General features: G+C 67.7%; 27 protein-coding genes. 14 read left to right on the plus strand and 13 right to left on the minus strand.

The features are described 5' to 3' along the window. Window positions 1-20: 20 nt before the first annotated feature. From P6281_RS00565 to P6281_RS00585, 5 genes are all read left to right on the plus strand, one after another. A complete protein-coding gene (locus tag P6281_RS00565) occupies window positions 21-614 on the plus strand; it encodes a hypothetical protein (protein WP_014378798.1) in 594 nt (197 codons plus the stop codon). A 12-nt stretch (window positions 615-626) separates the two neighbouring features. After that, complete coding sequence (locus P6281_RS00570; protein ID WP_014710780.1) at window positions 627-1,424, plus strand: mannan-binding family protein; 798 nt, start codon at window positions 627-629, stop codon at window positions 1,422-1,424. Between the two features lie 129 nt (window positions 1,425-1,553). After that, on the plus strand, window positions 1,554-2,813 hold the full coding sequence (locus P6281_RS00575; RefSeq protein WP_009955629.1) for a TetR/AcrR family transcriptional regulator: 1,260 nt from the start codon (window positions 1,554-1,556) through the stop codon (window positions 2,811-2,813). A 271-nt stretch (window positions 2,814-3,084) separates the two neighbouring features. Continuing rightward, window positions 3,085-3,309 carry a hypothetical protein gene (locus tag P6281_RS00580; protein WP_014710781.1) on the plus strand — a complete coding sequence of 75 codons (225 nt, stop codon included), beginning with the start codon at window positions 3,085-3,087 and terminating at the stop codon, window positions 3,307-3,309. 12 nt (window positions 3,310-3,321) lie between these two features. Continuing rightward, window positions 3,322-3,693 (plus strand): hypothetical protein, encoded by a 372-nt coding sequence (locus P6281_RS00585; protein ID WP_009955627.1) that lies wholly within the window; start codon window positions 3,322-3,324, stop codon window positions 3,691-3,693. A gap of 53 nt (window positions 3,694-3,746) precedes the next feature. On the opposite strand, the gene P6281_RS00590 is transcribed toward P6281_RS00585, so the two are convergent. The 3 genes from P6281_RS00590 to P6281_RS00600 all read right to left on the minus strand — a co-directional run bounded on the left by P6281_RS00590 (window position 3,747) and on the right by P6281_RS00600 (window position 5,189). Further along, entirely contained in the window at window positions 3,747-3,914 is a 168-nt protein-coding gene (locus P6281_RS00590) for a hypothetical protein (protein ID WP_009955626.1), read from the minus strand. Between the two features lie 67 nt (window positions 3,915-3,981). Next, a complete protein-coding gene (locus tag P6281_RS00595; RefSeq protein ID WP_009955625.1) occupies window positions 3,982-4,767 on the minus strand; it encodes a hypothetical protein in 786 nt (261 codons plus the stop codon). Then, window positions 4,764-5,189: a hypothetical protein gene (locus P6281_RS00600; protein WP_009955624.1), complete on the minus strand. Its 426-nt coding sequence runs from the start codon at window positions 5,187-5,189 to the stop codon at window positions 4,764-4,766. Before P6281_RS00600 ends, P6281_RS00595 begins: the two co-directional genes overlap by 4 nt. Window positions 5,190-5,260: 71 nt before the next feature. Here P6281_RS00600 and P6281_RS00605 point away from each other — a divergent pair, with 71 nt between their 5' ends. Genes P6281_RS00605 through P6281_RS00615 form a run of 3 tightly spaced genes read left to right on the plus strand, consistent with a single transcriptional unit; the run spans window position 5,261 to window position 7,733 of the window. Beyond that, window positions 5,261-5,806, plus strand: a complete 546-nt coding sequence (locus tag P6281_RS00605; protein WP_009955622.1) for a hypothetical protein — start codon at window positions 5,261-5,263, stop codon at window positions 5,804-5,806. Further along, on the plus strand, window positions 5,803-6,111 hold the full coding sequence (locus P6281_RS00610) for a PE family protein (protein WP_009955621.1): 309 nt from the start codon (window positions 5,803-5,805) through the stop codon (window positions 6,109-6,111). The genes P6281_RS00605 and P6281_RS00610 overlap by 4 nt, the downstream gene beginning before the upstream one ends. A 2-nt stretch (window positions 6,112-6,113) precedes the next feature. Next, a complete protein-coding gene (locus P6281_RS00615) occupies window positions 6,114-7,733 on the plus strand; it encodes a PPE family protein (RefSeq protein WP_225331989.1) in 1,620 nt (539 codons plus the stop codon). 9 nt (window positions 7,734-7,742) lie between these two features. Here the strand turns inward: P6281_RS00615 and P6281_RS00620 are convergent, their stop codons facing one another. Further along, complete coding sequence (locus P6281_RS00620) at window positions 7,743-8,432, minus strand: class I SAM-dependent methyltransferase (protein WP_014378803.1); 690 nt, start codon at window positions 8,430-8,432, stop codon at window positions 7,743-7,745. 83 nt (window positions 8,433-8,515) lie between these two features. Further along, entirely contained in the window at window positions 8,516-9,415 is a 900-nt protein-coding gene (locus P6281_RS00625) for a class I SAM-dependent methyltransferase (RefSeq protein WP_014378804.1), read from the minus strand. A 103-nt stretch (window positions 9,416-9,518) separates the two neighbouring features. Here P6281_RS00625 and P6281_RS00630 point away from each other — a divergent pair, with 103 nt between their 5' ends. Then, window positions 9,519-9,941: a nitroreductase family deazaflavin-dependent oxidoreductase gene (locus tag P6281_RS00630; protein ID WP_014378805.1), complete on the plus strand. Its 423-nt coding sequence runs from the start codon at window positions 9,519-9,521 to the stop codon at window positions 9,939-9,941. Between the two features lie 279 nt (window positions 9,942-10,220). Then, entirely contained in the window at window positions 10,221-11,768 is a 1,548-nt protein-coding gene (locus P6281_RS00635) for a SulP family inorganic anion transporter (RefSeq protein WP_014378806.1), read from the plus strand. Window positions 11,769-11,777: 9 nt separating this feature from the next. Here the strand turns inward: P6281_RS00635 and P6281_RS00640 are convergent, their stop codons facing one another. Then, on the minus strand, window positions 11,778-12,635 hold the full coding sequence (locus P6281_RS00640; RefSeq protein WP_014383613.1) for an LLM class F420-dependent oxidoreductase: 858 nt from the start codon (window positions 12,633-12,635) through the stop codon (window positions 11,778-11,780). A gap of 84 nt (window positions 12,636-12,719) precedes the next feature. Between P6281_RS00640 and P6281_RS00645 the strand changes: the two genes are divergently transcribed. Beyond that, entirely contained in the window at window positions 12,720-13,691 is a 972-nt protein-coding gene (locus P6281_RS00645) for a 2-hydroxyacid dehydrogenase (RefSeq protein ID WP_009956883.1), read from the plus strand. A 141-nt stretch (window positions 13,692-13,832) separates the two neighbouring features. Then, window positions 13,833-14,252 (plus strand): ATP-binding protein, encoded by a 420-nt coding sequence (locus tag P6281_RS00650; RefSeq protein ID WP_014383614.1) that lies wholly within the window; start codon window positions 13,833-13,835, stop codon window positions 14,250-14,252. 20 nt (window positions 14,253-14,272) lie between these two features. Here the strand turns inward: P6281_RS00650 and P6281_RS00655 are convergent, their stop codons facing one another. From P6281_RS00655 to P6281_RS00670, 4 genes are all read right to left on the minus strand, one after another. Beyond that, window positions 14,273-15,490, minus strand: a complete 1,218-nt coding sequence (locus P6281_RS00655; RefSeq protein ID WP_009956881.1) for a cytochrome P450 — start codon at window positions 15,488-15,490, stop codon at window positions 14,273-14,275. 78 nt (window positions 15,491-15,568) lie between these two features. After that, window positions 15,569-17,245 carry a nitric oxide reductase activation protein NorD gene (locus tag P6281_RS00660; protein WP_014383615.1) on the minus strand — a complete coding sequence of 559 codons (1,677 nt, stop codon included), beginning with the start codon at window positions 17,243-17,245 and terminating at the stop codon, window positions 15,569-15,571. Further along, window positions 17,242-18,060, minus strand: a complete 819-nt coding sequence (locus P6281_RS00665) for a CbbQ/NirQ/NorQ/GpvN family protein (RefSeq protein ID WP_009956878.1) — start codon at window positions 18,058-18,060, stop codon at window positions 17,242-17,244. Before P6281_RS00665 ends, P6281_RS00660 begins: the two co-directional genes overlap by 4 nt. Beyond that, window positions 18,061-19,239 carry a spirocyclase AveC family protein gene (locus tag P6281_RS00670; protein WP_157742375.1) on the minus strand — a complete coding sequence of 393 codons (1,179 nt, stop codon included), beginning with the start codon at window positions 19,237-19,239 and terminating at the stop codon, window positions 18,061-18,063. It lies immediately after the preceding gene. 104 nt (window positions 19,240-19,343) lie between these two features. Here P6281_RS00670 and P6281_RS00675 point away from each other — a divergent pair, with 104 nt between their 5' ends. After that, entirely contained in the window at window positions 19,344-19,946 is a 603-nt protein-coding gene (locus tag P6281_RS00675; RefSeq protein WP_008262849.1) for a TetR/AcrR family transcriptional regulator, read from the plus strand. A 35-nt stretch (window positions 19,947-19,981) separates the two neighbouring features. On the opposite strand, the gene P6281_RS00680 is transcribed toward P6281_RS00675, so the two are convergent. The 3 genes from P6281_RS00680 to P6281_RS00690 form a co-directional block, all read right to left on the minus strand. Further along, entirely contained in the window at window positions 19,982-21,337 is a 1,356-nt protein-coding gene (locus P6281_RS00680) for a WS/DGAT/MGAT family O-acyltransferase (protein ID WP_324738571.1), read from the minus strand. Between the two features lie 109 nt (window positions 21,338-21,446). Continuing rightward, window positions 21,447-22,775 (minus strand): MFS transporter, encoded by a 1,329-nt coding sequence (locus P6281_RS00685; RefSeq protein ID WP_009956874.1) that lies wholly within the window; start codon window positions 22,773-22,775, stop codon window positions 21,447-21,449. 289 nt (window positions 22,776-23,064) lie between these two features. Next, window positions 23,065-23,637 (minus strand): hemerythrin domain-containing protein, encoded by a 573-nt coding sequence (locus P6281_RS00690; protein ID WP_009956873.1) that lies wholly within the window; start codon window positions 23,635-23,637, stop codon window positions 23,065-23,067. 341 nt (window positions 23,638-23,978) lie between these two features. Between P6281_RS00690 and P6281_RS00695 the strand changes: the two genes are divergently transcribed. After that, window positions 23,979-24,863 carry a cyclopropane mycolic acid synthase family methyltransferase gene (locus P6281_RS00695; RefSeq protein WP_009956872.1) on the plus strand — a complete coding sequence of 295 codons (885 nt, stop codon included), beginning with the start codon at window positions 23,979-23,981 and terminating at the stop codon, window positions 24,861-24,863. The last annotated feature ends 27 nt before the right edge of the window (window positions 24,864-24,890 follow it).

Here is a 24,890-nt window from a genome sequence, read left to right on the forward strand (position 1 = left end):
CCAGACCTCGAGGAGAAACCGTGACCGTGACCGCCGACCAAGAATGCGACACCACCGAGGACATCGAGAAGCCGCCCGACGACGGCGAAGACGCGTCGGATGCCGGGGAGAAGGGCCCGAAAACCGCGGCGCGCCAGTGGAAAAGGTACGCCGGCGTCGCCGTGGTGGCCGCCGTCTACCTGGGCGCATTCGGCCTTGCGGGCGGGCTGGGCTGGAAGCTGTGGGATGAGCACACGGTGACTCAGGCCGGGCAGGCGGCCCAGCGAACCGCGATCGATTATGCCCAGGTGCTGACCAGCATCGACTCCAACCAGGTCGACCAGAACTTCTCCGCCGTACTCGACGGCGCCACAGGGGAATTCAAGGACACCTACACCAAGGCCAGCGTGCAGCTTCGGCAGCTGCTGGTCGACAACAAGGCCACCGCGCACGGCACGGTCGTCGACTCCGCGATCGAATCCCTGAGCAAAACCAGGGTGGTGGTGTTGTTGATGGTCGACCAGACGGTCAGCAATGCCGTGCGTCCCGACGGCCGCGTCGACCGGAGTCGGATGAAGATCACGATGGACAATGTCGGCGGCCATTGGCTGGCCAGCAAAGTCGAACTCCCCTAGGGCGTTTCGGTCATGCGGATTATCCGGCTCTCGGCCAGTGTCGCGGCGGTGGCCGCGGCGGTGGCCACGGCGGTGTTGACCGCGCCGCCGGCGTCGGCGTCGGCGCAGTCGTTTTGCGGCGACCTCGGCGGCGACTGGGACGGACAGTACTGCCACGCCTCGGTGACATCCGAGCGAAAAGCCGTGCGCGACATCAAGATGGCCCTGCCGGGCGATCTGGTCGAAAACCCGACCAGCGGCCCCGCGATCCGCGAGTACCTGCACACCCTGATGAACAACTGGCGCGCGAAGGGCGCCTCGATGGTCCAAGACAGCTGGGGCGAGGAGAACTTCCAAGTCTTCTCGCATGGGCGCGCGCTCAGCGTGGCCTTCCACGAGGACTACCACGCCGACGGGCCGTCGTTCAACAACGCCTATCGCACGTTCACCTTCGACATGGCGTCCGGACGGCCGCTGCAGCTGGCTGACATCACCAAACCCGGTGTCGCCCCGCTGACCGCTATCCCTCCGTTGGCCGAACCCTTCATTCAGGAGGCGCTCGACCGCGCCGCGTGGCAACACACCCCGGGGACATATCCGTTCACCGTCGACCGCTGGACACCGGACAACGTGTTCTCCGGGGGCTACAAGGCGTGGGCGCTCACGCCCGACGAGCTGATTCTCTACATGCCGGACTACCCGGTCGGGCACGACTCCCCGATCCAGTACGGGCAGTCCCAGCAATGGTTTATGGACGGAGGCACCGCCCAGCCACACATCCCGCTCAGCGCGCTCAGCCCGGTGCTGCGGCCGGAATTCGGCGGGGCGTAACGGGGTTAGACGTCCAATGACCTCGCGTACGACGCTGCGCCCGGCCGGGCGGCCCCACCTTGCCGTCCCCACAAAACCGGCGGTCCACCGATCGCCCGATCAGCCGCCGCTGCGGCTACGGTGATCTGTATGCCATCGGCTAGCCGCTCGTCTGCGGATCACGTCAAGCGGCGCCCGAAGGACCGCAAGATCCAGATCGCCCGCGCCGCCACCGATGCCTTCAGCGAGCTCGGCTACCACGCCGTCAGCATGGAGAACATCGCGGCGAGGGTCGGGATTTCCGCGGCCGCGCTGTACCGGCATTCGCAAGGCAAATACGACCTGTTCCGCGATGTCGTCTTGGCGCTGGGCCAGCAACTGGTCGACGCGACGGCGTTCGCCGACGACGTGCCCGCCGACGCCGATCCCGAAAAGGTCCTCAGCGCGCTCACCCGTGCGCTGATCGACACCACCATCGTCAACCGCACCACCGGCGGGCTGTATCGGTGGGAAGGCCGCTATCTGCGCGGGGACGACCAACGCGCTTCGGCGGAGCAGATCAAGCGGATCAACCGGCGCCTGCAGCGGCCGTTGGTCAGGCTGCGCCCCAAACTCACATCGCGGCAACGCTGGTTGCTGTCGGCGGCCACGTTGAGCGTCATCGGCAGTATCACCGACCATCGGTCCCGCCTCGGCAACGCGGAGATCCGGGCAGCGCTCACCGATATCGCGACCGCGGTGTTGCACGCCGAGTTGCCGGCGCAGCACCCACGCGGCTCCGAACCGCTGCGGACGTCGACGCTGACCAGCGCCGCGGGCAGCTACGAGCTGCTGCTCCATGAGTCGATGCGCCTGTTCAACGAGCGCGGTTACCGCGAGACCGGGATGGAGGACATCGCCGCCGCGGTGGGCATACCGGTTGCCAGCATCTACCAATACTTTCCGGGGAAGGCCGCCATCTTGGCGGTCTACTACCGGCGCGCCGCCGACCAACTCTCCGGCGACCTGTCCAGCATCCTGGCCACCAGCGACGATCCGGAGCAGGCACTCGCCCGGCTCATCGACGCCTATGTGACCCGGTCCTTCGCCAACCCCGAGCTCGCGTGCGTCTATTACACCGAGCGTCACAACCTGCCCGAGTCAGATGCGGTGCTGCTCTACAACATTCAGCGCTCGACCGTCGAATCCTGGGCCCGGTTGGCCGTCGCGGCAAGACCGGAACTCACCCTGGGACGCGCGCGGTACGCCGTGCACGCCGCGTTCGCGCTCGCGGTGGACATCGGGCGACTCGTGTACCCCGACACCAGTCAGTCCGCCACACTCACGGTTCGTCGCCTGATGGAAGTGACGGTGCTGGGGCGGCCGGCCGCGTCGCCCGACGCGGTCGGCGAGATCCGACAACGTCGCTGAAAGACAATTCACTCCGAAGAACCGCGCTGCACTTGCTGTGATGCGTGCGCAGCGACCGACGAGTCGGTGGTACTGAACGTGCTGTTGCAGCAGCATATCTCCGCGTAAAGTCGCCATGCCGATCACCGCCGGCCGTTCCCCTGCACTACCAAAACGTGCGAATAGAGATTAACATATTCAGCGTCTAGTCCGCGCGCCGGAATGTGGTGGTCCTCATCGCTTGGTGTGGGCCGGCGGCAATTCCGGCGGCGCCCGCGCGAAAGGGACGCTCATGCTCGCCAGACTCCGCAAGCTCCTCGAGTATCAGTTGAGCATCGCCGAACTGCTGGGACTGGGCATCCTGCTGGGTACGCCGTACCTGATCGTCGGCGTGATCTGGTCGAGCACCCACACGGCGCATCTGCACGACATGCACGGCGTCGATTTGGTGGTGTCGTTCCTCGGCTCGATCGTGTCCTGGCCGGTGCTGCTTTTCGCCAACGTGTGCATGACCTAGGGGCTCAGGGGGATGGTCACCCGCGGACCGCTCATTGTCTTCGCGGCGGTGGTGTTCTTGGCCGGCGGACTTTTCGCGCTCCGGTTCCCGGTTTTCATCGAGGCCTACGACCAGTTCGGTTGGCAAGTCAAATGCGGCAGCGGTTTTACCACCGATCTGACCCAGGCCTCCAATGCGGAGAAGAAGCCGCCCGGCCAAAAGGCAAGCGCCGGTGCGCCGCACGCGGCGGGCAACAACTACGTGCGCCAGTGCAATAACGCGCTGATGGCCCGGCGCGCGTGGGCGATCCCCGCGGCCGCCCTCGGGGGCCTGACCCTGACCTGGGTGGCGGCCGCGGCGCTCGCCCACGATCGTCGAGCCCGCATCGAGCACAGCGAAGGCTGATCGACAATAATCGGGATCCGAAAACGCTTGGTAATCAACAGTTGTCGGTGAGCCTATCGCGTGCTCTCGTCGGGGGTGTCATGCCGCGACTGGTGCAAACCCGGCGCGTTGGGGTCTTCGTGCTGGTGCTCGAGCTGTTCCTGCAGTTTGCGTTGTTCCTCGGTTGTCTTCCGCGCGTCCTGGGGCGCAGCGGGCGAGTCGGCGTTGACTTCCTGATCCACCGGGATCTCCTCCGAACGTCTGCGATGGCTCCTGTCAGGGTCGCCCGAATCGCACGCGTCGAAACACTCAATACCGTTTGACCACGGCGCGCGGGGCGGTTCGCCAGGTTCTGCCGCCCCCGTCCCGACCGCGCGGAGGCTCGAGAAGCAGGACGGCCAGTCCGTCGAGCAGCACCGGGCGCACCCAGTCGCCCAGTTCGATCACCTCGCCGGGTGTCGGCTGGCGGTGCAGGTCGTCGCGGGCGAGATCGATCGGTGTCAGGGTGCGGACGGTGTCGAGCGTGGCGTGATGGGGCAGCTTGCGGATGCCGGGCAGGGTGATGAACAGGCCGTCGTTGCCGGACAGGTGCAGTCCGATCGCCGCCAGCGCGCCGGTCATGCCCTCATGGGTGCCGCCGTGTCCCGACAGATGCACCCCGAGCGCCGGGCCGAGTTCGCGGGCTTCGCTGGGATGCAACACCTCTCGTTTGGCGCGGCGACCGAACTCGATGAGTGGCGCTGCGTCGTCGAGATCCCCCGGAATGACGACGGCGAGGCCGGGGTCGGCGTCGGGTGGGCAGACCCGTTCCAGGAATCGCCCGGCGAGTTCGATGATTTCGCCTCGTGCCCCGTGGGGGTCGCCGTCGGCGCTGCGCCAGGCCAGGCAGGCGCTCGAATTGTGGGACGTATAGGGGATCCGGTCGTCGACGAGCAGCTGGTGACGGGTGGCGCCGGCGGGGGCGCCGAGGCCCGCCGCCGCCAACTCGCGAAGCAGCGCGCGGGCGCGCCGACCGGTGCCGGGTGTGTAGGCGTTGTCGGTGTCGTCGATGCCGACGAGCAGGTCCACACCGGCGAGCGCGACAGCTTCGGTCATGGGTTGACCACCAGGGCGGTGACATCGCGAACCCATTGATCGCGGCTGAGCCGCGCGCCCGTCAGCTTGAGCGTGTTGCGTTTGGTGAAGCTGAGGATGGTCTGATCGTCGAGCGCGGCGGCGATCAGCGTCTGGGCCGGGTCACGCCCCTCGACCCGGACCCGGGTGGCGTCGGCCGCGCCCGCCGCGTTGAGAATCGAGCGCACGCTGGGCCCCTTCTGGGCCTGTGCTCCGTGCGATTGCGGCGTGGTGATCTCCACCTGGGGGAGCTGCTGCAGCTGCGCGATGGTGAACTGGTCGAGGACGCGGTGGTTGTCCTGGACGACGAGCCGGTTGTCGGTCCCGGAGGGGCCGCACGCCGCGATCCCAGCGCTGACGGCCAGGACCGCGACTGCCCGAAGCGACGGCGTATAGCTGCGCATTTTCGGATCCTATCCTGTGAATACGCCGCAAATGAGGGTCAGGGTAGCTGCTCGCAATTTATGCTTTCCGGATGACCGTGATGCAACGCCCCGCGGCCGGCTTCATGGCCGCCCGCGAGGCGGTGTTCCCCCTGCTTGCCGCCGCCACGATCGTCGCCTCCACCGATGTCCGGATCCCGCTGGGCCTGCCCGGGCACCGTGGATTGGTCTGGCTGACCCTCTTGGTGGCGGTGGCGCTGGTAACCGTCCGGCGCGAGACGGTACTCGTGGTCGGGGCGGCCTCCACGGTGGCGACGTTGCCGATGCACGGGTGGGGCGACCCGTTGTGGAGTAGTCGCTATGTGGCCGCGGCGGCGTTGCTGTACACCGCCGCCGCGCTGCCGGCGGTGCGGGTGCGGCGATGGTTGTTGGCGCCAGCCGCCGCCCCGATTCATCTTGTCGCACTGGCCAGTTCGGTGTTCGGCCTGCGCGCCGGCGGTCATGTGTCGACCTGGGTGTCGAGCGGGCTGCTCGAAAAGGCCGGCTGGCATCTGGTTTTCGGATTGTCAGCCGGTCTGCTCGCCTGGGTGGCGGCGATGTTCATGGGCAGAAACCGATGTGAGGAGTGGCCGCTATGACGCTACGAGTCCTTCCCGAGGGCCTGGCCGCGACGAGCGCGGCGGTGGAGGCCATCACCGCCCAGCTCGCGGCCGCACACGCGGCCGCCGCCCCGGTGGTCTCGGCGGTGGTTCCACCGGCGGCCGATCCGGTATCGCTCGGAGCCGCCGCGGTTTTCAGCGGCAGGGGCAGCCAGCATACGGCCGCGGCGGCCAAGGGCGTCGAGGTGTTGGGCCGGGCCGGGCTGGGTGTGAGCCTCGCGGGCGTCGGTTACGCCGCCCAGGACGCGGCGGACGCGGCGACGTACCTGGGGGCAGGCGGCTGACGATGACCGCTCCGGTATGGATGGCGCTGCCCCCCGAGGTGCATTCGACGTTGCTGAGCAGTGGTCCCGGGCCGGGCCCGCTGCTCGCCGCGGCGGGCACCTGGGCCGCCCTGAGCTCCCAATACCAGTCGGCGGCAACGGAATTGACGGCGGTACTGACCGGATCGGCCGGGGTGTGGGATGGCCCGACCGCGGAAACGTATGTCGCCGCGCACATGCCGTACCTGGCCTGGCTGGAGCTGGCCGGCACGCTGAGCGCCGAGGCGGCCGCCCAACATCAGGGGGTGGCCACCGCTTACACGGCCGCCCTGGCCGCGATGCCGACGCTGCCCGAGTTGGCCGCCAACCATGCCATGCACGCCGCCTTGGTGGCAACGAATTTCTTTGGGGTCAATACGATTCCGATTGCGCTCAACGAGGCCGACTACGCGCGGATGTGGACCCAGGCGGCCACCACGATGAGCACCTATCAGGTCACGACCGAAGCCGTGCAATTGACCAGCGGCGCCGGGTCGGGCGGTGGCAAGGGGACCGGCACTGGAACCGGGGCCGGCGCGGGGACCGGCACCGGGACCGGAACTGGGGCGGGCGGCGGGACCGGAACTGGGTCAGGCGGCGGCGGCGGGCAGGGGTCGTTCCAATTGCCCACACCCGAAGAGATCTGGGAGATGCTCTTCGGGCCCGACGGCGAAAAGATCCCCGGCCAGGGACAGCCGAACTGGAGCCCGTCGGAGTATCTGCAGAATCTGGGGAACTTCTTCAACGGAAACGCCCAGGCGCTGGCGTGGCTTCAGCAGAACGCGTCAGGTCTGCTCAACCCGTCCACATTCCCGGCGCTGATGAATTATTTCATCGCCTGGCAGACCTTCCGGATCATCAACTGGACGATCAGGACGCTGCGGTTCATCCTCCAGGAGCTGCCGCTGCTGTTGCAGGTCGGCTTGAGCCTGTCCATCACCAGCCTGGGAGGACTCGCCGGACTGGCGGGTCTGGCGGGGCTGGCCGGGGTGGCTGCGCCGGCCCCGGCGCCCGTCGCCGCCCCGCAACCCGCCGTGGTGGGGATGCAGCCGCCGCTGGTGTCGGTTGCGCCGGCGATGGCTCCGATGGCCCCGGCCTCACCGGCGGCGCCGGTCACGTCGGTGGCGTCGGCCCCGGCGACCACGGTCTCCACCGTCGCGCCGCCCGCGGCGCCCCCCACGCCCCCCGCTCCGGTGACCGGCGCCGAGGGCTTCGGCTACATGGTGGGCGGCCTCGGCCTCGGCATGGGTTCGAAAGCGCAGAGCCGCACCAGAACCGAGCTACCGGCCGCGCAGGGCGCCGCGGCGCCGGCGCGCGTGAGCGCACCGGAACGGGAGCAGGCACGGTCGCGGCGCCGCCCGCGTTCGGTCATCGACCCCGGCTACCGGTACGAATTCATCGAGGCCGACGACGATTCCGGCGCGGTGAGCCCGTCCCAGCCCGTCCGCGCCCTGGCGTCGGACTCCCCTGGTGCGATCGAGGGTTTCACCGGGACGCTGCCCAAGCCCGGCGTGCGGGCGGGAGGCCTGATCACGTTGGCCGGCGATCAGCCCGGCGACGGCGCCCGTCTGCCGATGCTGCCGGAGAGCTGGGACGGCCCGTAGGTCGCGCCGCTAACCGAGATGCGCGGACAGTAACCAGGCCCCTACGGACTTGCGGCCGTTGCCCTCGTCACGGATGTCGGCACCGGCGAAGGCCTGGAAGCCTTCCAGAAAGCTCTCCGGCACGTTGGCGTGGATACGTGCCGGGCGGATCTCGTCGATCACCCAGTACTTGGAGACCGCGTCGCGCAGTTCGTCTTCGGTGACCGCGTTGACCGGGCCATCGGCCGGCATGGCGGCGCGGTCAAAGACCAGCACGAAGTACGACGCTCCGGGCGCGGCGGCCCGCACGATCGACTGCTGATAGCCGTCGCGCAGCTCGACGGGCATCGAGTGGAACAGGGTGCTGTCGACGATGGTTCCGAAGCGGCCGTCGTACCCGGTGAAGGCACTGATGTCCGCGACGTCGAAGCTGGCGCTGGTCAGGCCGCGCCGGGCGGCCTTCTCGCGCGCCAACTCGATGGCGGTGGGCGACTGGTCCAGGCCCACCGTGGTGAAACCGCGTTCGGCGAGGTACAGCGACACCGCCGCCTCACCGCAACCGGCGTCGAGCACGTCGCCGTGGAACTTGCCGGCCTCGATGAGGGCCGCGATCTCGGGCTGCGGCTCACCGATGCTCCATGGCGGCCGGTTGCCCTCGCCCATCTCGGGGGCCTCGCCCCGGTAAGCAGCTTCGAACATCTCTTGCGTTGGCTGAGTCATACCACCATTGATATCAACCAACCTGATATGTGTCAACAAAGTTGATATAGCGGGGATCGGCCCGGCGATGCCCGTGGTGGCCGCTACCGAAGTGTCGCGGTCAGGTAGCCCGACGCGTCGCCGAACGAGGCCAGCTCATCGTTGGGCACGCCGAACCCCTGGGCGGCGAAGGCCTGCTCGGTGGTCCAGATGTCGGTCTGCCACCCGCGCGCGGCGAGGTATTCGGCCGCGGTGTTGCGCTCGCCGGTGTAGAAAAGCTCGGCCAGATTGATGCTGGACCCGATGCGCCGTGACCGCTCGGTCAGCTTCTGTGCCCAATCCGACGGAATCTTGCGCAGGTCCAAGTGTTCTGTGGCGATCCGGCTGCCGGTCGCCGACGCGGCGGCGATGTTGTCGAACAGGCGGTCTTGCGCCTCGGGCGGCAAGTAGACGAGCAGGCCCTCGGCGCTCCAGGCGGTCGGTTGTGCGGCGTCGAATCCGGCATCCGCGAGCGCCGCCGGCCAATCGTCTCGCAGGTCGATCGGAACCGTCCGCCGCTCCGCGCCCGGCGCGGCACCCAGGCCGGCCAGCGTCCGCGTCTTGAACTCGATGACCTCGGGTTGGTCGATCTCGTAGACGATCGTGCCCGCGGGCCAGGCCAGCCGGTAGGCCCTGGTGTCCAGTCCGGACGCCAGGATGACGGCTTGCCGGATGCCCGAGCCCGTCGCTTGCAGGAAGAAGTCGTCGAAGAACCGGGTGCGCACCGTGATCTGTTCCTTGACGGCCTGGCGGTTCAGCAGCGGATCGTCGCTGCGGTCGAGCGGGCTGTCGAGGAGCTTGATGAAGGTCTCGGTGCCGACGGCGCGCACGAGCGGGTCGGCCCAGGGGTCGTTCAGCAGGGCGTCCGGGCCTTGGGAGGCGATCGCGCGCTGTGCGGCGACCGCTGTCGCGGTGACTCCGACGCTGGACGCCAGATCCCACGTGTCGTTCTCGGTGCGGGCCACGCCAATCTCCTCTCGGCCACGAACGCCTGATTAGTTAGCTTATGTAAGTGTCGACTCGACTGTACCCGCTCCGCCGGAGCAGGCGGTGGTGTTCACTGTCGTTATGGGCGACCACATCGAGCTGAGCCCCAGGGGCTGGGTCCGCGAGCAGACCGAACAAATCCTGGGCCGCGGCACCACCGACGGGGTCGAGGTCTTCGACCGGCCCATCGTCCTGCTGACCGTCACGGGGGCGAAGTCCGGCAAACGGCGTTATGTACCGCTGATGCGGGTCGAGAAGGACGGCCGCTACGTCATCGTCGCGTCCCACGGTGGCGCCCCCGAGCATCCCGCGTGGTACGCCAACGTCAAGGCGAACCCGACGGTGACGCTGCAAGACGGCGACAAGGTCGCCACGCTCACGGCTCGCGAACTCGAGGGGCCCGAGCGCGACGAGTGGTGGCAGCGGGCCGTTGAGGCCTTTCCTCCCTACGCGGAATACCAAACCAAGACGGCACGACAGATCCCGGTCTTCGTTCTGGAATGAGAGATTTGCGGCACCGCTGACGGGCCCGCGCAAACATTTGCATTCGATATGCGCCCGGCCCGTCCGGTTGACCGGTCTTGGTTGCCCACCTACTTTCGTACGCAGAGGCCAGGCACGCCCCGCTGAACAATGATGTTCAGTGAATTTGAATCGCCTGGGCCACACGGCTTTACGAAGTGTTCCGGTTGCCGTTGTCGGATGGATACCCCAAAAGTCCACCGTCATTGACGAATTCAGGAGAAGCTCTTGCAACACGCTGAATCGTCGGGTCGGCAAGGCGTGGAGCAGGGCGTATCGTCCCGCATTGACCGGTTCCGCGAGATCGCCCAATACGACCTGCCCGCATCGCTGGTGGTTTTCCTGGTGGCGCTCCCGTTGTCCCTCGGGATCGCAATCGCTTCGGATGCGCCCGTTCTCGCCGGCTTGATCGCGGCGATCGTCGGGGGCATCGTCGGAGGATGGATCGGCGGATCGCCGCTGCAGGTCAGTGGGCCCGCCGCCGGACTGACCGTCATCGTCGCCGATGTCGTCCATCAGTTCGGCTGGGGCATCACATGTTTCATCACGGTCGTCGCCGGAATCCTGCAAGTTGTGTTGGGATTCAGCCGAATTGCACGCGCCGCACTGGCGATCTCGCCGGTCGTCGTGCACGCCATGCTGGCCGGCATCGGGATCACGATTGCGCTACAGCAAGTGCACGTGCTGCTGGGCGGCGCCTCGGAAAGCTCGGCATGGAGCAATGTCACCGGGCTGCCCGCGCAGATCGTCGGCGCCCACCGGCCGGGGCTGGTGCTGGGGCTGCTGGTGATCGCCATCCTCGTCGCCTGGCGCTGGGCTCCGGCGCGGGTGGCCGGCATCCCCGGGCCACTGGTCGCCATCGTGGTGGTCACGGCGATCTCGGTGGTGTTCCCCTTCCACGTATCCCGGATCGTGCTGAACGGCTCGGTGCTCGACGCGCTGCAATTACCGACGCTGCCGCACGGGAATTGGGGCGCCGTCGTGATCGCCGTCATCACGGTCACCCTGATCACCAGCGTTCAGAGCCTGCTGACTGCGGTATCGATCGATCGCATGCACAACGGACCGCGAACCGACTTCAACCGCGAGCTGATCGGGCAGGGCGCCGCGAACATCGCATCGGGGGCGATCGGTGGGCTGCCCATCGCCGGTGTCATCGTGCGCAGTGCGGCCAACGTGAACGTCGGTGCGAGAACGCGTGCCTCGACGATCATGCACGGGTTCTGGATCCTGCTCTTCGCCGTGCCCTTCGCCGGGCTGGTCGAAAAGATCCCGACCGCTGCGCTTGCCGGCCTACTCATCGTCATCGGGATCGAACTGCTCAAACCGGCGCACATCGAAACCGCCTTGCGCAACGGTGATCTCGCCGTCTACCTGGTGACCATCACCAGCGTCGTCTTTCTCAACCTGCTGCACGGCGTCATGATCGGACTCGCCTTGGCCGTCATCGTGACCGGTTGGCGGGTGGTGCGCGCCCGGATCGAGGCCAAGCCCGTGGGGGATGGATGGCACGTCGTCGTCGAGGGGGCGTGCACGTTCCTGTCGTTGCCGAGGCTGACCGGTGTCCTGGCGTCCATCCCGGAACGCACGTCGGTGACGCTGCACCTGCTCACGACCTATCTCGACCATGCGGCCCATCAGGCGATCAGCGACTGGGAGCGGCGGCATACCGCCATGGGCGGGGAGGTTCATCTCCGCGAAACGTTCGAGACGGAATCCGTTGGGGACGAGGGCAAGCCGTCAAAACCCCACCGCCGCAACGCGCACCTGAGCCTGGTCGCTCAGCTCTCCGCGGACGCGCGCGCCTGACGCGGGACGCTAGCTCAGGTCGGCGGCCACTCGTTCCAATGCGGCGAGGTGGTCGTCGACGTGCGCAAAGCCGGCCTTCATGGTGTTCACCGACAGATGGCTGGCCCCGGCGGCTTTCCACGCGGCGATGTCGGCGGCGAGCTTGTCGGGGTCACCGGTCCAGCTGACCCGGCCTTCCATGCCGATGCTCCGCGGGTCCCGGCCCGCCGCCTCGGCCGCCCGGTTCACCTGCGCGAGCGCGTGGTCCAGGTCGGGGCCCGGCGCGGTCATCGGAAACCACCCGTCGCCGAGGCGACCGGCGCGTTCGTAGGCCCGATCGGAGGCCGCCCCGAACCACACCGGGATCGGCCGCTGGGTGGGCAGGGGGGCCAGGCCCGCGCCGGTCACGGTGTGGTACTTGCCCTTGAAGGTGACCGATCGCTGCGTCCACAGCATGCGCATGAGCTCGACCTGTTCTTCGGAACGTTTTCCGCGGTTGGTGAACGTCTCCCCGAGCGCTTCGTACTCCACGGCGTTCCAGCCCAATCCGACACCGAGCCGCAAGCGCCCGCCGGTGAGCAGGTCGACCTCGGCGGCCTGCTTGGCCACCAGCACCGACTGCCGCTGCGGCAAAATGATGACGCCCGTGACGAGTTCCAGGCTGGTGACCGCGGCCAGGTAGCCCATCATGACGAACGGCTCGTGAAACGTCGAGTCGATGTCGTAGGGGCCCTCGAAGCCCCGGTGCACGGTCGTGTCGGCGCCGACGACATGGTCGTAGGCCAGGATGTGGGCGAACCCGAGTTCTTCGACGCGCTCGGCGTAGGCGCGTACGACGGCGGGGTCCGGTCCGAGCTCGGTCTGCGGGAAGACGACTCCGATGCGCATTCGCGGTTCAACCGTCCCGCATCGCGATTGCTTCCCACGCGGCCCGTCGCTGGATACCGCGCGGGCTTCACGCATGATGGGGACGTGACGGCCAAGGAACTGAGCGGCGTGCTGAGGGTCGGCGAGCTGGAGCCGACGCTGGCAGAAGAACTGGCGGCGCGCTACGACATTGCGAAGCTTCCCGACGGCCCGGCGCGAGCCCGATTCCTGGCCGAGCACGGAGCCGACGTGCGCGTGCTGCTGACGTGGGGACCGCCGGGCGTCGACGCCGACACCATCGCCGCGCTGCCCAACCTCGAGGCCATCGTCAACGACGGGGCCGGGGTGGACCTGATCGACCTGGCGGCGGCGAAGCGCCGGGGCATCGGCGTGAGCAACACCCCGGACGTGCTGTCGGACACGGTCGCCGACACGGCGCTGGGCCTGATGCTGATGACCCTGCGCCGCTTCGGCGCCGCCGACCGCTACGTGCGGGCGGGCCGCTGGGCGCGCGAGGGCCGGTTCCCGTACGCCAGGGACGTCAGCGGCCTCCAGGTGGGCATCCTCGGCCTGGGCCGCATCGGTTCGGCGATCGCCACCCGGCTGCTCGGATTCGATTGCGCCATCGCGTATCACAACCGGCGTCGCATCGACGGGTCGCCCTACCGCTACGCCGCGTCGGCTGTGGAGCTCGCCGAGTCGGTCGACGTGCTGGTCGTCGCCACCACGGGCGACCACGAGTCCCACAAGCTGGTCGACCGCTCCGTGCTGGCGGCCTTGGGTCCCGAGGGGTATCTGATCAACATCGCCCGGGGCAGCGTCGTCGATCAGGACGCGCTGGTGGAGCTGCTCGTCGGCGGCGGGCTGGCGGGGGCCGGCCTGGACGTCTACGCCGACGAGCCGCATGTGCCGGCCGAACTGTGCGACCTGGACAACGTGGTCCTTCTCCCGCACATCGGCAGCGCCACGGCCCGGACCCGCCGGGCGATGGCGCTGCTGGCGATCCGCAACCTCGACAGCTACCTCGACACCGGCGAACTCGTGACGCCGGTGCTGACGCCGCGCCGTCGGCGCTGACCGCCTCCCGGCGCCGTGACCAGGCGATCCTGGATGGAAACCGGTCTGTGGCCGAAGCGATACCGCGAGAAGGTTATCGCCGCAACCGCATCTGGGTATCCGGCTCTCATGAGTCCGCTACTGCAGGAGACAGCCGCGCCGGTGCGCTTGACGCTCGCCGGCACAGCGCGCCCCGACACGGCGGCGAAGTGGCGCCATGTATTGCAACACTGGCTGCGGCACGAGGTGCGCGCGCCGGAGGACATTCGTGAGGACGTCGTTCTGGGGGTGAACGAGGCGTTGGCCAATTGCGTCGAGCACGCCTACCGCTCCCGTCGCGAGGCCGGCGCAATGAAATTGCAGGCCAGCTACGATCCCGGCGCCGAGTCAATCCGGGTATGCGTCAGCGATCGCGGAAGTTGGCGCAAGCCCTCGTCGAGGCTGACCACCGATCCCCGCGCCTCGCGTGGCATCACGCTGATGCACCGCCTCGCCGATCACTGCACGATCCACGCCCGCCCCAACGGCACCAGCGTCTACTTGGACTACACAACCGACGCGGATAACGCTGTCCAACAATAACTTTCACGCTGGGTTCCAGCTCAGCCGCCCGAGGGCGCCGAGGGCGTGAACGTGACCGGCATGCGCTCGAGGCCGCTGACGAAGTTGGCCGGCCGCAGCGGCAGCGGGTCCTGAGACACCAGCTCCATGTCGGGCAGGCGTTTGAGTAGTCGCTCGAGCATCATCGAGAGCTCCAGACGCGCCAGCTGGTTGCCCAGGCAGAAATGGGTTCCGAAGCCGAACGCCAGATGGTTGTTGGGATAGCGGTCGATCCGGAAGCTCTCGGGATCCCCGAACACGGCCTCGTCGAAGTTCGCCGATTCGAAGAGCAGGATGATTTTCTCGCCCCGCGCGAGCTGGGTGCCGTGGAACTCGAGATCGGCGGTCATGGTGCGGGCCATGTTCTTGACCGGCGCGGTCCACCTGAGCATCTCTTCGATCGCGTTGGGCAGCAGCGCCACGTCGTCGACCAGTTGCCGGTGCTGTCGCGGGTGGCGCAGGATCTGCGCGGTGCCGCCGGACAGCGTGTGCCGGGTGGTCTCGTCGCCGCCGATGAGCAACAACAACACCTCGGTCACGATCTCGTGGTCGGCGAGCTTCTCGCCGTCGACCTCCGCGTGCACCAGCACGCTGACCAAGTCATCGGTCGGCTCGGCCTTGCGCGCCGCGATCATGCTCGTCATGTATTCGGTGTAGGCGGCGAAGGCGTCGATGGAGACCTGGAAGTCCTCTTGCGCGGTCGTGCTGCTGAGCATGGTGACCATGTCGTCAGACCAGCGCAGAAACATCTGCCGCTCCTCGGGCAGCACCCCGAGCATGTCGCCGATGACCGCCATGGGCAGCGGGGCCGCAAGGTCCCAGACGAAGTCGCACTCGCCGCGTTCGCAGACGTTGTCGATCAGGGCGTCGCACAGCGCGCCGATCGAGGCCTCCCGGTCCTTGACGCGTTTCCGGGTGAAGCCCGCGTTGACGAGTTTGCGCCGCAACAGGTGGGCGGGGTCATCCATCGCGATCATCATGGGCGGCGCGTCCTGGTCCGGCCGGATACCGCCGGCGTTGGAGAACAGCTCGGGCGCCCGCTCGGCGTCGATCACGGCCTGATACGTCGCCGCGGCGGCCAACCCGTTGCGGTCCCGAAAGACCGGCTCGTTCTCGCGCATCCACCGATAGACCGGGCGCGAGTCGCCCGCGTAGAAGGCGCCGTCGGTCAGATCGACGTCGGGCCGTGGCCGATTTCGCGTGTCAACAATGCTTGGCATGGCTCACCCTTCCCCGAATCGGGCATGCGCGGTCTTACCGTGGACCTTACAGTAGGTGCCGTGGTAGCAATCGCCCCCTCACGCCGGCCCCGGTGCGGCGCGCTCGCGTAGCGCCGTCAGGAACATCTCGTCCATCCGCGGACTCACCTCGGCCAGGGTCGCGGCGCTGACGTAGCGCGCGGAGCCGAAGACGCGCTCGAGCTCTTCGGCGGCGGTGGCGCTCCCGATGGACAGGCACAGGCAGGCCACGCCGTCGCCACGGAGTTCCTCGAGCGCCTTGTTCGCGTCGGCCTCCGCGTAGCGACCGTCGTAGCCGTCGTCGTAGGGGCACCCGTCGGACAGGACAAGAAGCAGCCGGTTGGGTGTGCCGGACTCGGTGTTGAGTATCTCCCCCGCGCCGCGGATCGCCGCACCCAGGCGCGTATACCCCGACGGCTCAAGCTGATTGAGCCGCGCGCGTTGCGGGGCGCCGAAACGCTGTCCGAACGTTTTGATCGCCGGCAGGTGCACGGCGTGCCGCCCGTGGGACCGAAACGCGTAGATGGCCACGCGGTCGCCGAGTTCCTCCAGGGTCATCGCCACGGTTGCCGCCGCGCGCCGCTGGTGGTCGTGGACCCTGTTCCCCCGCTGGTCGGCGTCGGTGGCCGATCCGGACGCGTCGAGCAGGATGAGGACGCCGAGGTTCCGAACGACGTTGCGGCGCTGGGTGTAGACGGCGTCCGTGGGTGAACAACCGGAGCGCAGGTCGACGAAGAGATCGACGAGCGCCTCGATGTCGATCTCGTCACCGTCGGGGCGCGCACGTAGGAGCTTGGGGCCGAGACCGACGCGTGCCAATCGTCGCCGCAGCTCGTCGTCGTGCGAGACGTGCGCGGCCGAGATGTGGGTGGGCTCGGTGAGCGGAAAATCGATGACGCGGCACCAGTCCGCCCGATAGCGGTTGTTGAAGACGTCCCATTCCGGATGCAGTGCACCGCCGATTCCCAGCGCCGCGCCGGGCCGGTCGCCGACGAAATTGATGCGCGTCGGAAGTGGACGGGCTGACGCGCCGACCGCCCGTGCCGGCCGAATCGAGCGCGCCTCAAACTCCCCGCCCGACGGGTCGTCGCCGCGCGACGGCGCCTCGCCCAACAGCTTTCGCAGAAAGTCCATCAGTGCCCGCGAACTGAACAGCGGGTTCTCGAACAGCTTGAGGACCTTGCTTTCCTCGGAGGCGGCCTCGTCCTCGTCGTCGGGCTCCCGCTCGGCGACGAGCTCGCTCGCCGTCCGCAGGTTCGTATTCGTGGCCGGCGCGGCCCCGCTGTCGGACGACGCCAGGAGTTGGGCCGGCCGGATGACACCGAACCACGCCGGAGGGTCCGCGATTCGGCTTGTGCCCCTGGCCATTTCGAGGGACCCGTCCGCGGTTGCGGTGCGGGGCTCACCGTCGGGGCAAAGCGCCGCCGCCAGCGCAACGGTGGGGGCGAGTTCGGCGAGCACCCGGTGGCCTTCCAGCGCGAGGTAGCGGCGCGCGATCGCCGGCCGGCCCCGCAGCCGCTTCACCAGCCGCCGATCCAGGCTGCCCGCGCCGAGCAGCGCGGCCTGGACCAGCACCTGCCGGCGCTGCTGCCCGGCGGGGTCGGCGGCCGGGACGAAGATGACGCCGCCGTTCGTGTAGGCGTCCTGGCCGGGCGCCGCCTGGGCGACGTCGACCGCCCGGCCGGCCAGGTGGGTGGCGAGGAGCCGATACCGTTGCGGGCCAACGGGTTCCATCATCCTGGAGGCAGCAGGGAATCGACGAGCTCGCCGAGCGCCGTGACGACCTCCCGGTCATCGGAGAGGATCCGCACGATCGCCGCCTGGACGGCGCTGCGCAGGCTGAGTCCTTCGGCGACCAGGCTGCCGGCCAGGATCAGCGTGCGGGTGGATGACACTTCGCGCAGCGGTGAGCCATCGAGCTTTCGGATCGCGTTGCCCACGGTGACCAGGGCGCGCGCCGTCGCATCGTCGATTCCCGCTTCGTGGGCAACGACTTCCGTCTCGGCCTCGACGGGCGGGAAGTCGAGTTCGATGGCCACGAATCGCTGCCGGGTCGACTCTTTGATGTTCTTCAGCACGCTCTGGTAGCCGGGATTGTAGGAAATGACCAGTTGAAATCCCGGTGCCGCGGGCACCGTCGTTCCCAGGCGGTCGACCAGAAGTTCGCGGCGATGATCGGCGAGCGGATGGATGACCACCGTGGTGTCCTGGCGCGCCTCGACGATCTCGTCCAGGTAGCAGATCGCGCCCTCGCGAACGGCCCGCGTCAACGGCCCGTCCACCCAGACCGTTTCTCCCCCTTTGAGAAGGAAACGCCCGACCAAGTCGGCCGACGTCATGTCTTCGTGCGCCGCGACGGTGATCAGGTTGCGGCCGAGCGCGTGGGCCATCGCCTCCACGAACCGGGTCTTCCCACATCCCGTCGGGCCCTTCAGCAGCACCGGCAGGCCGCGGCGGGCGGCGGCGCGGAACACCTCCACCTCATCGCCGGCGGGCCGATAGAACGGCGCCTCCGACGCCGGGCGCACGGTGGTCTGGGAATTCGTCAGCACCTAGCGCCCTCGCGCGCGCTCGAAGGGGACGACCTCCGGCAGCTGGCCGCCCGGCGGGAGGACGAGATGGCCGTGCACGTCGACGTACCCGGAACGCTTGGTGGGTATGGGCAGAGCGGGATTCGGGCATGGCGTGTCCGTCCCGTCGCCGCAGATGCCGCCGTTGAAGTACGAACGCTTCTGGTGGTCTTGGGGCCACGGGTCGGAGTGCATCCCGATCCATTGCGCGGGCACGTTGTAGAAGAAAAAGAAGCACGAGCTGACGCCGGCGAAGATCGCCAGGAAGCGCGTGAACTGCTGTCTGGCGAATCCGCCTCGCACGTGGTCCAATCCGCGTTCGACCACGGTGCGGCCGCGATCGTCGGTGAAGAAGCGCAGACAGCACAGCGCGGCCTGCACACCACCCCACATCAGGCCTTCGTAGACCGGCCATTGGTAGTAGGTGTCGGCATTGATCGACACGGACCTGATGGCGCCGGGGTAGGTGTAGAAGCCGATCGGTAGCAGGACCAGACCCTCCATGACGAAATCGAAGACAAACGCGAGCGCGTAGGTGACGAGGACCAAGCGAAGATTGCTGAGGTTCGGCCAGCGCGTCTTGATTTTGCGCATGATCCAACACCCGACGATCGTGATCAGCAGGACGCCGTAGGCGTAACCCGGAGCGTTGGTCAACAACGGCTCGGACACCTGACGGCCCGGCTCCTCCGGGGAGACCCAACCCGGAATGTTCGACGACCAGGAGCCGCGGTTGAACAGCCAGGTGTTGTAGGTGCACCACGTGTTGAAGTAGTTCAGCAGCGGATCCTGGAAGAACATCAGGCCCATCGACAGCACGAGCATGCCGTCCAACGTGATCCGCCGCTCGCGCCGCCACGGCCTGATGAAGAACCACCACACGACGACCGGCAGCGCGATCCACAACACCACCGCGTTCGCCATCAGCGGCACCTTCATGTACATCGGCGGCTCGCTCGGCCCCGACGGCACCCGTTCGAAATACGGGCCGGTGATCCACCGGATCCACACGTAGAGCTGGAGCACCAGCAGCGCGCCACCGGCGGCGGCCCAAATCTTGATCGGTCGCACCGGCGACGCGGCCTGCGCGCCGAGTTCGCCCGCGCCGGGCAGTGGCTCGGTGACGGACGACGGCTGGTTCCTGTTCGCGAGATCGCTCATGACGCTGGTGTCCTCCGGGGTCGGCATTCCACGCTCCGAGCAATATACTCACGAGTATCTGAGAAACGGAATAGCTTCTCGCAAGCTCTGGCAGAATCTGGCGCATGGTTGAGCGTTGGACGCGAGAGCGCCGCCTCGAGCACACTCGCTCGCTATTGGTCGACGCCGCCGAGGAAGTCTTCGGCGAAAAGGGGTTCGTCGCCGCGACGCTCGACGATATCGCCCACGCCGCCGGGTACACGAAAGGCGCCATCTACAAACACTTCTCGACGAAGGAAGACCTGTTTCTGGCGGTCAGCGACCGCTACTGGCGCCGGTACTTCGTCAACTTCACCGAGGTGATGGCGCCGGCGACGCAGGTCGGTGCGCGCGAACTCGACGAGATCGCCAAGCGCTGGAGTCAGCTCAGCCGCGATCGGGGGGCGGAGCACGCCGCGCTGGGTCACGAGTTCATGCTGTACCTGCTGCGCAACCCCGAGGCGCGGGAACGCGTGGCCGCCAAGCGATCAGAGGCCGTCGAGGCGCTGGCCAAGTTCATCGTGGCGGGCATCGACCGGCTCGGCGGGACGTTGCTGATCCCCGCGTCGACGTTCGCCCAGGTCCTCGTCGCCACCAGCGACTCGGTGGTGTTGGGCAGTCAACTCGATGACGTGGACCTCTTCCGCCCGATCGTCGAGATGTACGTGTCGGTGATCAAGCTGCCCTGACCGCCGATCCGAAAAGGGCTGTGGCGCACGGCATCTCAGGCACCCGTGGCGATCTCCAGGTCCTTCAACGACTCCTCTAGATGACCGAGCATCCGCTGCAGGTGCGGGACGCTGCGCCGGCAGCCGACCAGGCCGAAGTCGAGGTTGTCGGCGTTGTTGGTCACCGTGATGTTGACCGCCTGGCCGTCGAGGGGAATGGACAGCGGATAGTTTCCGTCCAGGCGGGCCCCGCGCCAGTACAGCTGCTCCGAGCGACCCGTCGACACGTTCGAGATGACGATGTTGAACGGCGGCGAGGCCGCGGAAAGGTAGCCGGGGACCAACCCGAGGAACAGGCCCCCGATGTTGAAGGCGGACAGGGCCAACTGCTGAACCGGCGGCAGCTGCCAGAACACCTCTTTGGTGTCGCGAATGGATGCGCTGATGACCTCGAGCCGTCTCGCCGAATCGTCGAGATCGGTGGCGAGGTTGCACAGGAAGGTACCGACCATGTTCCCGCCGCGGTCGTCGTCGTCCTTGCGCAGATTCACCGGGACCATCGCGGTCAGTGGGGCGTCCGGCAGCGCGTTCTGATCCAGCAGGTAAGCGCGCAGGGCCCCGGCCGACATGGCGAGAATGACGTCGTTGACCGTGACGCCGGCGGCCGCCTTGACCGCGTTGATGCGCTCCAACGCCCAGGACTGGGCCGCCACCCGCCGCGCACCGCCGATCCGGACGTTGAACATCGACCGCGGCGCCTGGAACGGGAGCGTGAGTTGTTGTTCGAGCAGCGCGGCCCGCGCGAGCTTCAGCGTGGACGGCGCCAGCGCCAGCGCCGACCCCGCGGTGCGGCCCACCCGCCCGAACAGGGACGGACTTCTGCGTCCGCCGCGCTTGCGCGGCGCCATGCTCCACGGGACCCGCACGTCGTCGTCGTCGGGATCGGAGGTGAAGGCCCGCTGCATCAGGCGAAGCGCCGAGACGCCGTCCATCAGGGAGTGGTGGTACTTCGTGTACACGGCGTACCGCCCGTCCTGCAGGCCCTCGACCAAATGCGCCTCCCACATCGGGCGGTGCCGGTCGAGCAGGCTGCCGTGCAGCCGGGAAACCAGCTCCAGGAGGTCTCGCACCCGTCCCGGTTCCGGAAGCGCGGAACGGCGAAGGTGGTAGTCGAGCTCGACCTCCTTGTCGAAGGACCACGCGACGTTGGTGACGCCGCCGAAGAAGGCCGGACGCTTGCTGAAGGCCGGTTGCACGTCGGTGCATTCGAGCATCGCCTGATAGGACTCGCGGACGAAATGCGGGCCGGCATCCTCGGGCGGCTCGAAGAGCTGTAGCGCGCCCACGTGCATCGGATGTTCGCGTGATTCGCCGATGAGGAACAGCGCATCCGTCGGTGATATCGGTTCCATGCGTGTCGCCCCCAACTGTTGCCGTCGCGCCGCCCACCGGAGGGACGGCCTACCTCCTAATAGCCACAGCGGGTGGCGGCCCAAACGGCCATCCGCCGCGGGACGGTCGCTAGCGGACGTCGTCGGCGAGCGCGCGAGCCTCCCGCTCGGTTTCGACCGCGGGCCCGGAGCCCGGCAACGGCTTGCCGGCGACCTCGGGGGTGAACAGGAGCGTGATCGCGCCCACCACGCCCCCGAAGATCAGCATGTAGGCCGGCACCATCACGTTGCCGGTGCCCGAAACCAGAGCCTGGGCGATCAGCGGCGTGATGCCGCCGACGAGTGAAATCGAGATGTTGTAGGAGATGGCCAGCGCGCCGTAGCGCACGTTGGTGGGGAACAGCGCCGGCAGCATGGCCGGCCCGGTGCTGTCGAAGCACAGCTCCATCAGGCCGATCAGCAGCACGCCGATGAAGATCACCGGGTAGATGCCGCCGAAGCGGATGAGCAGGAACGCCGGGATGGAGGCGACGATCAGCAGGCCGCACCCCGTCCACATGATGGGTTTGACGCCGATGCGATCGGACAAGGCCGCGACTAGCACCACCGTGCCCATCAGGATCGCCAACGTGGTCACGATCATGACGAGTCCGGCGGTGTGGCCCACGCGCACGAACAGCCGCAGGTACGTCGGCAGGTATCCGGTGAGCATGAAGTCGGCGACCTGGGAGGTCAGCACCAGCGCCGCGCAGATCAGCATGGGTCGCCACTGCTCGACGATGGTGCGGTGAATCTGTTGACGGCCCTGGTCGCCCGCGTGCGCGTCGTCGTGGGCGCTCTGGTAGGCCGAGGACTCCTCGAGCCGCAGCCGCAGGAACAGCGCGACCAGCCCGAAAGGCAAGCCCAACAGCAGCGGAATCCGCCAGCCGTAGGTCAGCATGGCGTCCTCGGGCAGCCAGGTCTGCAGCCCGGTCACCAGCAACCCCGCCAGGACGAACCCCACTAGATTGCCCATCGGCAGGAACCCGACCATCATGCCGCGTTTGTGATCGGGGGCCTGCTCGACGAGATAGGTCATGGCGCCGACGTATTCACCACCGGTCGACAGGCCCTGGAATATTCGCGCGAGGACGAGCAGGATCGGCGCCCAGATGCCGATGGTGCTGTAGGTGGGCAGCAGGCCGGTCACGGTCGTGCTCACCGTCATCATCAGGATGGTGACCACCAGGACGCGGTGGCGCCCGATCCGGTCGCCCAGCGGACCGAAGATGAACCCGCCGAGCGGACGCACGACGAACGCCGCCGCGAGCGTTCCGAAGGTCGCGATGAGGTGGACTCCGCTGACGTTCTTGCCGGGATAGAACACCTGGGCGATCGTGGTCGCGATGTACCCGTAGACCCCGAAGTCGTACCACTCCATGAAGTTCCCGATCGCGGTGCCCATGATGGTTCGGCGCATCGCGGGGTCGGCGACCCTGATTTCTCTACGTGCCCATTTCCTCCGGCGGCGTCGAATAACCATCGAATCAAGACTTACCCACAACTTTCTCAGGGACAACCGGCGGGGTGGGCTTCACGGGCCTGACGTGGGACGACCGGCGGCGATCGCCGCGATCCCGCTCGGCCACGATCGCGTGCGACAAACGCCAGCTAGAACGGGTCGCCGGCATTGACGTCGGCGGCATCGCTGCGCCACCGGAGCCGACGCGCGGTTATCCCTGTCACGTTCGCCCGGTCACGGGCGCGCGTCACTGGCCTTTCAGGCTGCCGATGCGCAACGAGAAGTCCGCGGGCTCGGGGCGGGGGGCCTCCACCTGCTCGACATAGCGACGCGGGTCCCGGTCCGTGATGGGCAGCCCCTCGGTGGTGGGGTGCTCGGCCATGAACTCGCTGTATTGGCGCCCGAGCGCTTCGCGAAGGCCGATCGGGGCGTTGCGGCGGAAGTCCGAGAGCCCTTCGCGTTCCTCCTCGCCCATGTGATCGTCGTTGGCCTCGCGGGTGCGCCCGACCGCCGCCCACCACTGCTCGCTGCCGAGTTCGGCCGCGTCGGCGTCGCGGACCCCGTCGCGGATGTCGTTGTGGTCACCGATGGCGTCGAGGGTTTCGCCCTCGGCGTCCTCGCCACCCCGTTTGAGCAGTTGGGGGTAGAAGATCTTTTCCTCGATGTAGGCGTGCACGTCGAGCTTGTCGGCGAGCGGCCGCCACACCCGTTCGAGCCCGGTGTGGTCGGCCGGCTGCTGTGCCTGGAGGTAATCCAGCTGGGCGAACTGTTCGCGGAACCAATCGTGGTCGGCGAGGATCAACATGGTGATGTCGGCCATCGGTGCTCCTCCGCCCCTGTGACGCCGGTCAGCCGGCTGGGTTATCGCGTTCGACATCATTGAAGAACGCCAGCCTCGTCTTACCCGCTTGCGGGGTCGATGTAACGACCCCGCCGGCACCGCCTGGATGTGCGTGCCCGAGTTGCTCTGCGCCGCAGGGGATTAGCAAATTTGCGCCGACGTAAGTGTTCTGGCAGGCTGAGAGCCATTTCGGCGGCACTAGGCTGGTCGGGAACTCGGCGGAGGGGCACGGTGTGCCGGCCGGATACACTGGGGCGTCCGTGCGGCGATCGATTCGATCGCGCCGTTGAACCCGATATGAATAAGTCAGAGGTTGTGCCTTGTCCGAAAATCCCGGCGATGCCGTCAGCTTGGAACCGCATTTCGAGGACGTACAAGCGCACTACGACCTGTCCGACGAGTTCTTCGCGCTTTTCCTGGATCCGACGCGGACCTACAGCTGCGCGTATTTCGAGCGCGAGGACATGACGCTGGAAGAGGCGCAGATCGCCAAGGTCGACCTCTCGCTGGGCAAGCTGGGATTGCAGCCGGGCATGACGTTGCTCGACGTCGGGTGCGGCTGGGGCACCACGATCGTCCGCGCGCTCGAGCGCTATGACGTCAACGTCGTCGGGCTCACGCTGAGCCGCAATCAGCAGGCGCACGTGCAGCGCCGCCTCGACGCGCATCCGTCCGCGCGGTCCAAGCGGGTGCTGCTGCAGGGCTGGGAGCAGTTCGACGACAAGGTCGACCGCATCGTGTCGATCGGCGCCTTCGAGCACTTCGGGCGTGACCGCTACGACGATTTCTTCAAGACCGCCTATGAGGCTCTTCCGGCGGACGGCGTGATGATGCTGCACACAATCATCAAGCCCAGCGACGAGGAGTTCGCCGAGCGCGGGCTGCCCATCACCATGACCAAGCTGCGCTTCATGAAATTCATCATGGACGAGATCTTCCCGGGCGGGGATCTACCCCAGGCCAAGGGCGTCGTGGAGCACGCCCAGCGTGCCGGCTTCGGGGTGAAGCTGGTGCAGCCGCTGCGCCTGCACTACGCGCGCACCCTCGACACCTGGGCGGCCGCACTCGAGGCGCGCCGCGACGAGGCCATCGAGATTCAGTCCGAAGAGGTCTACGACCGGTACATGAAGTACCTGACCGGCTGCGCGGACCTGTTCCGTGAGGGCTACACCGACGTCGCGCAGTTCACCCTGACCAAAGGCTGACGCCCGTCCTGTGCCCCCATCCCGGGG

Origin of the sequence: Mycobacterium sp. 5-140-3-2 (assembly GCF_035666375.1) — a bacterium.
GTDB lineage: Bacteria > Actinomycetota > Actinomycetes > Mycobacteriales > Mycobacteriaceae > Mycobacterium > Mycobacterium intracellulare.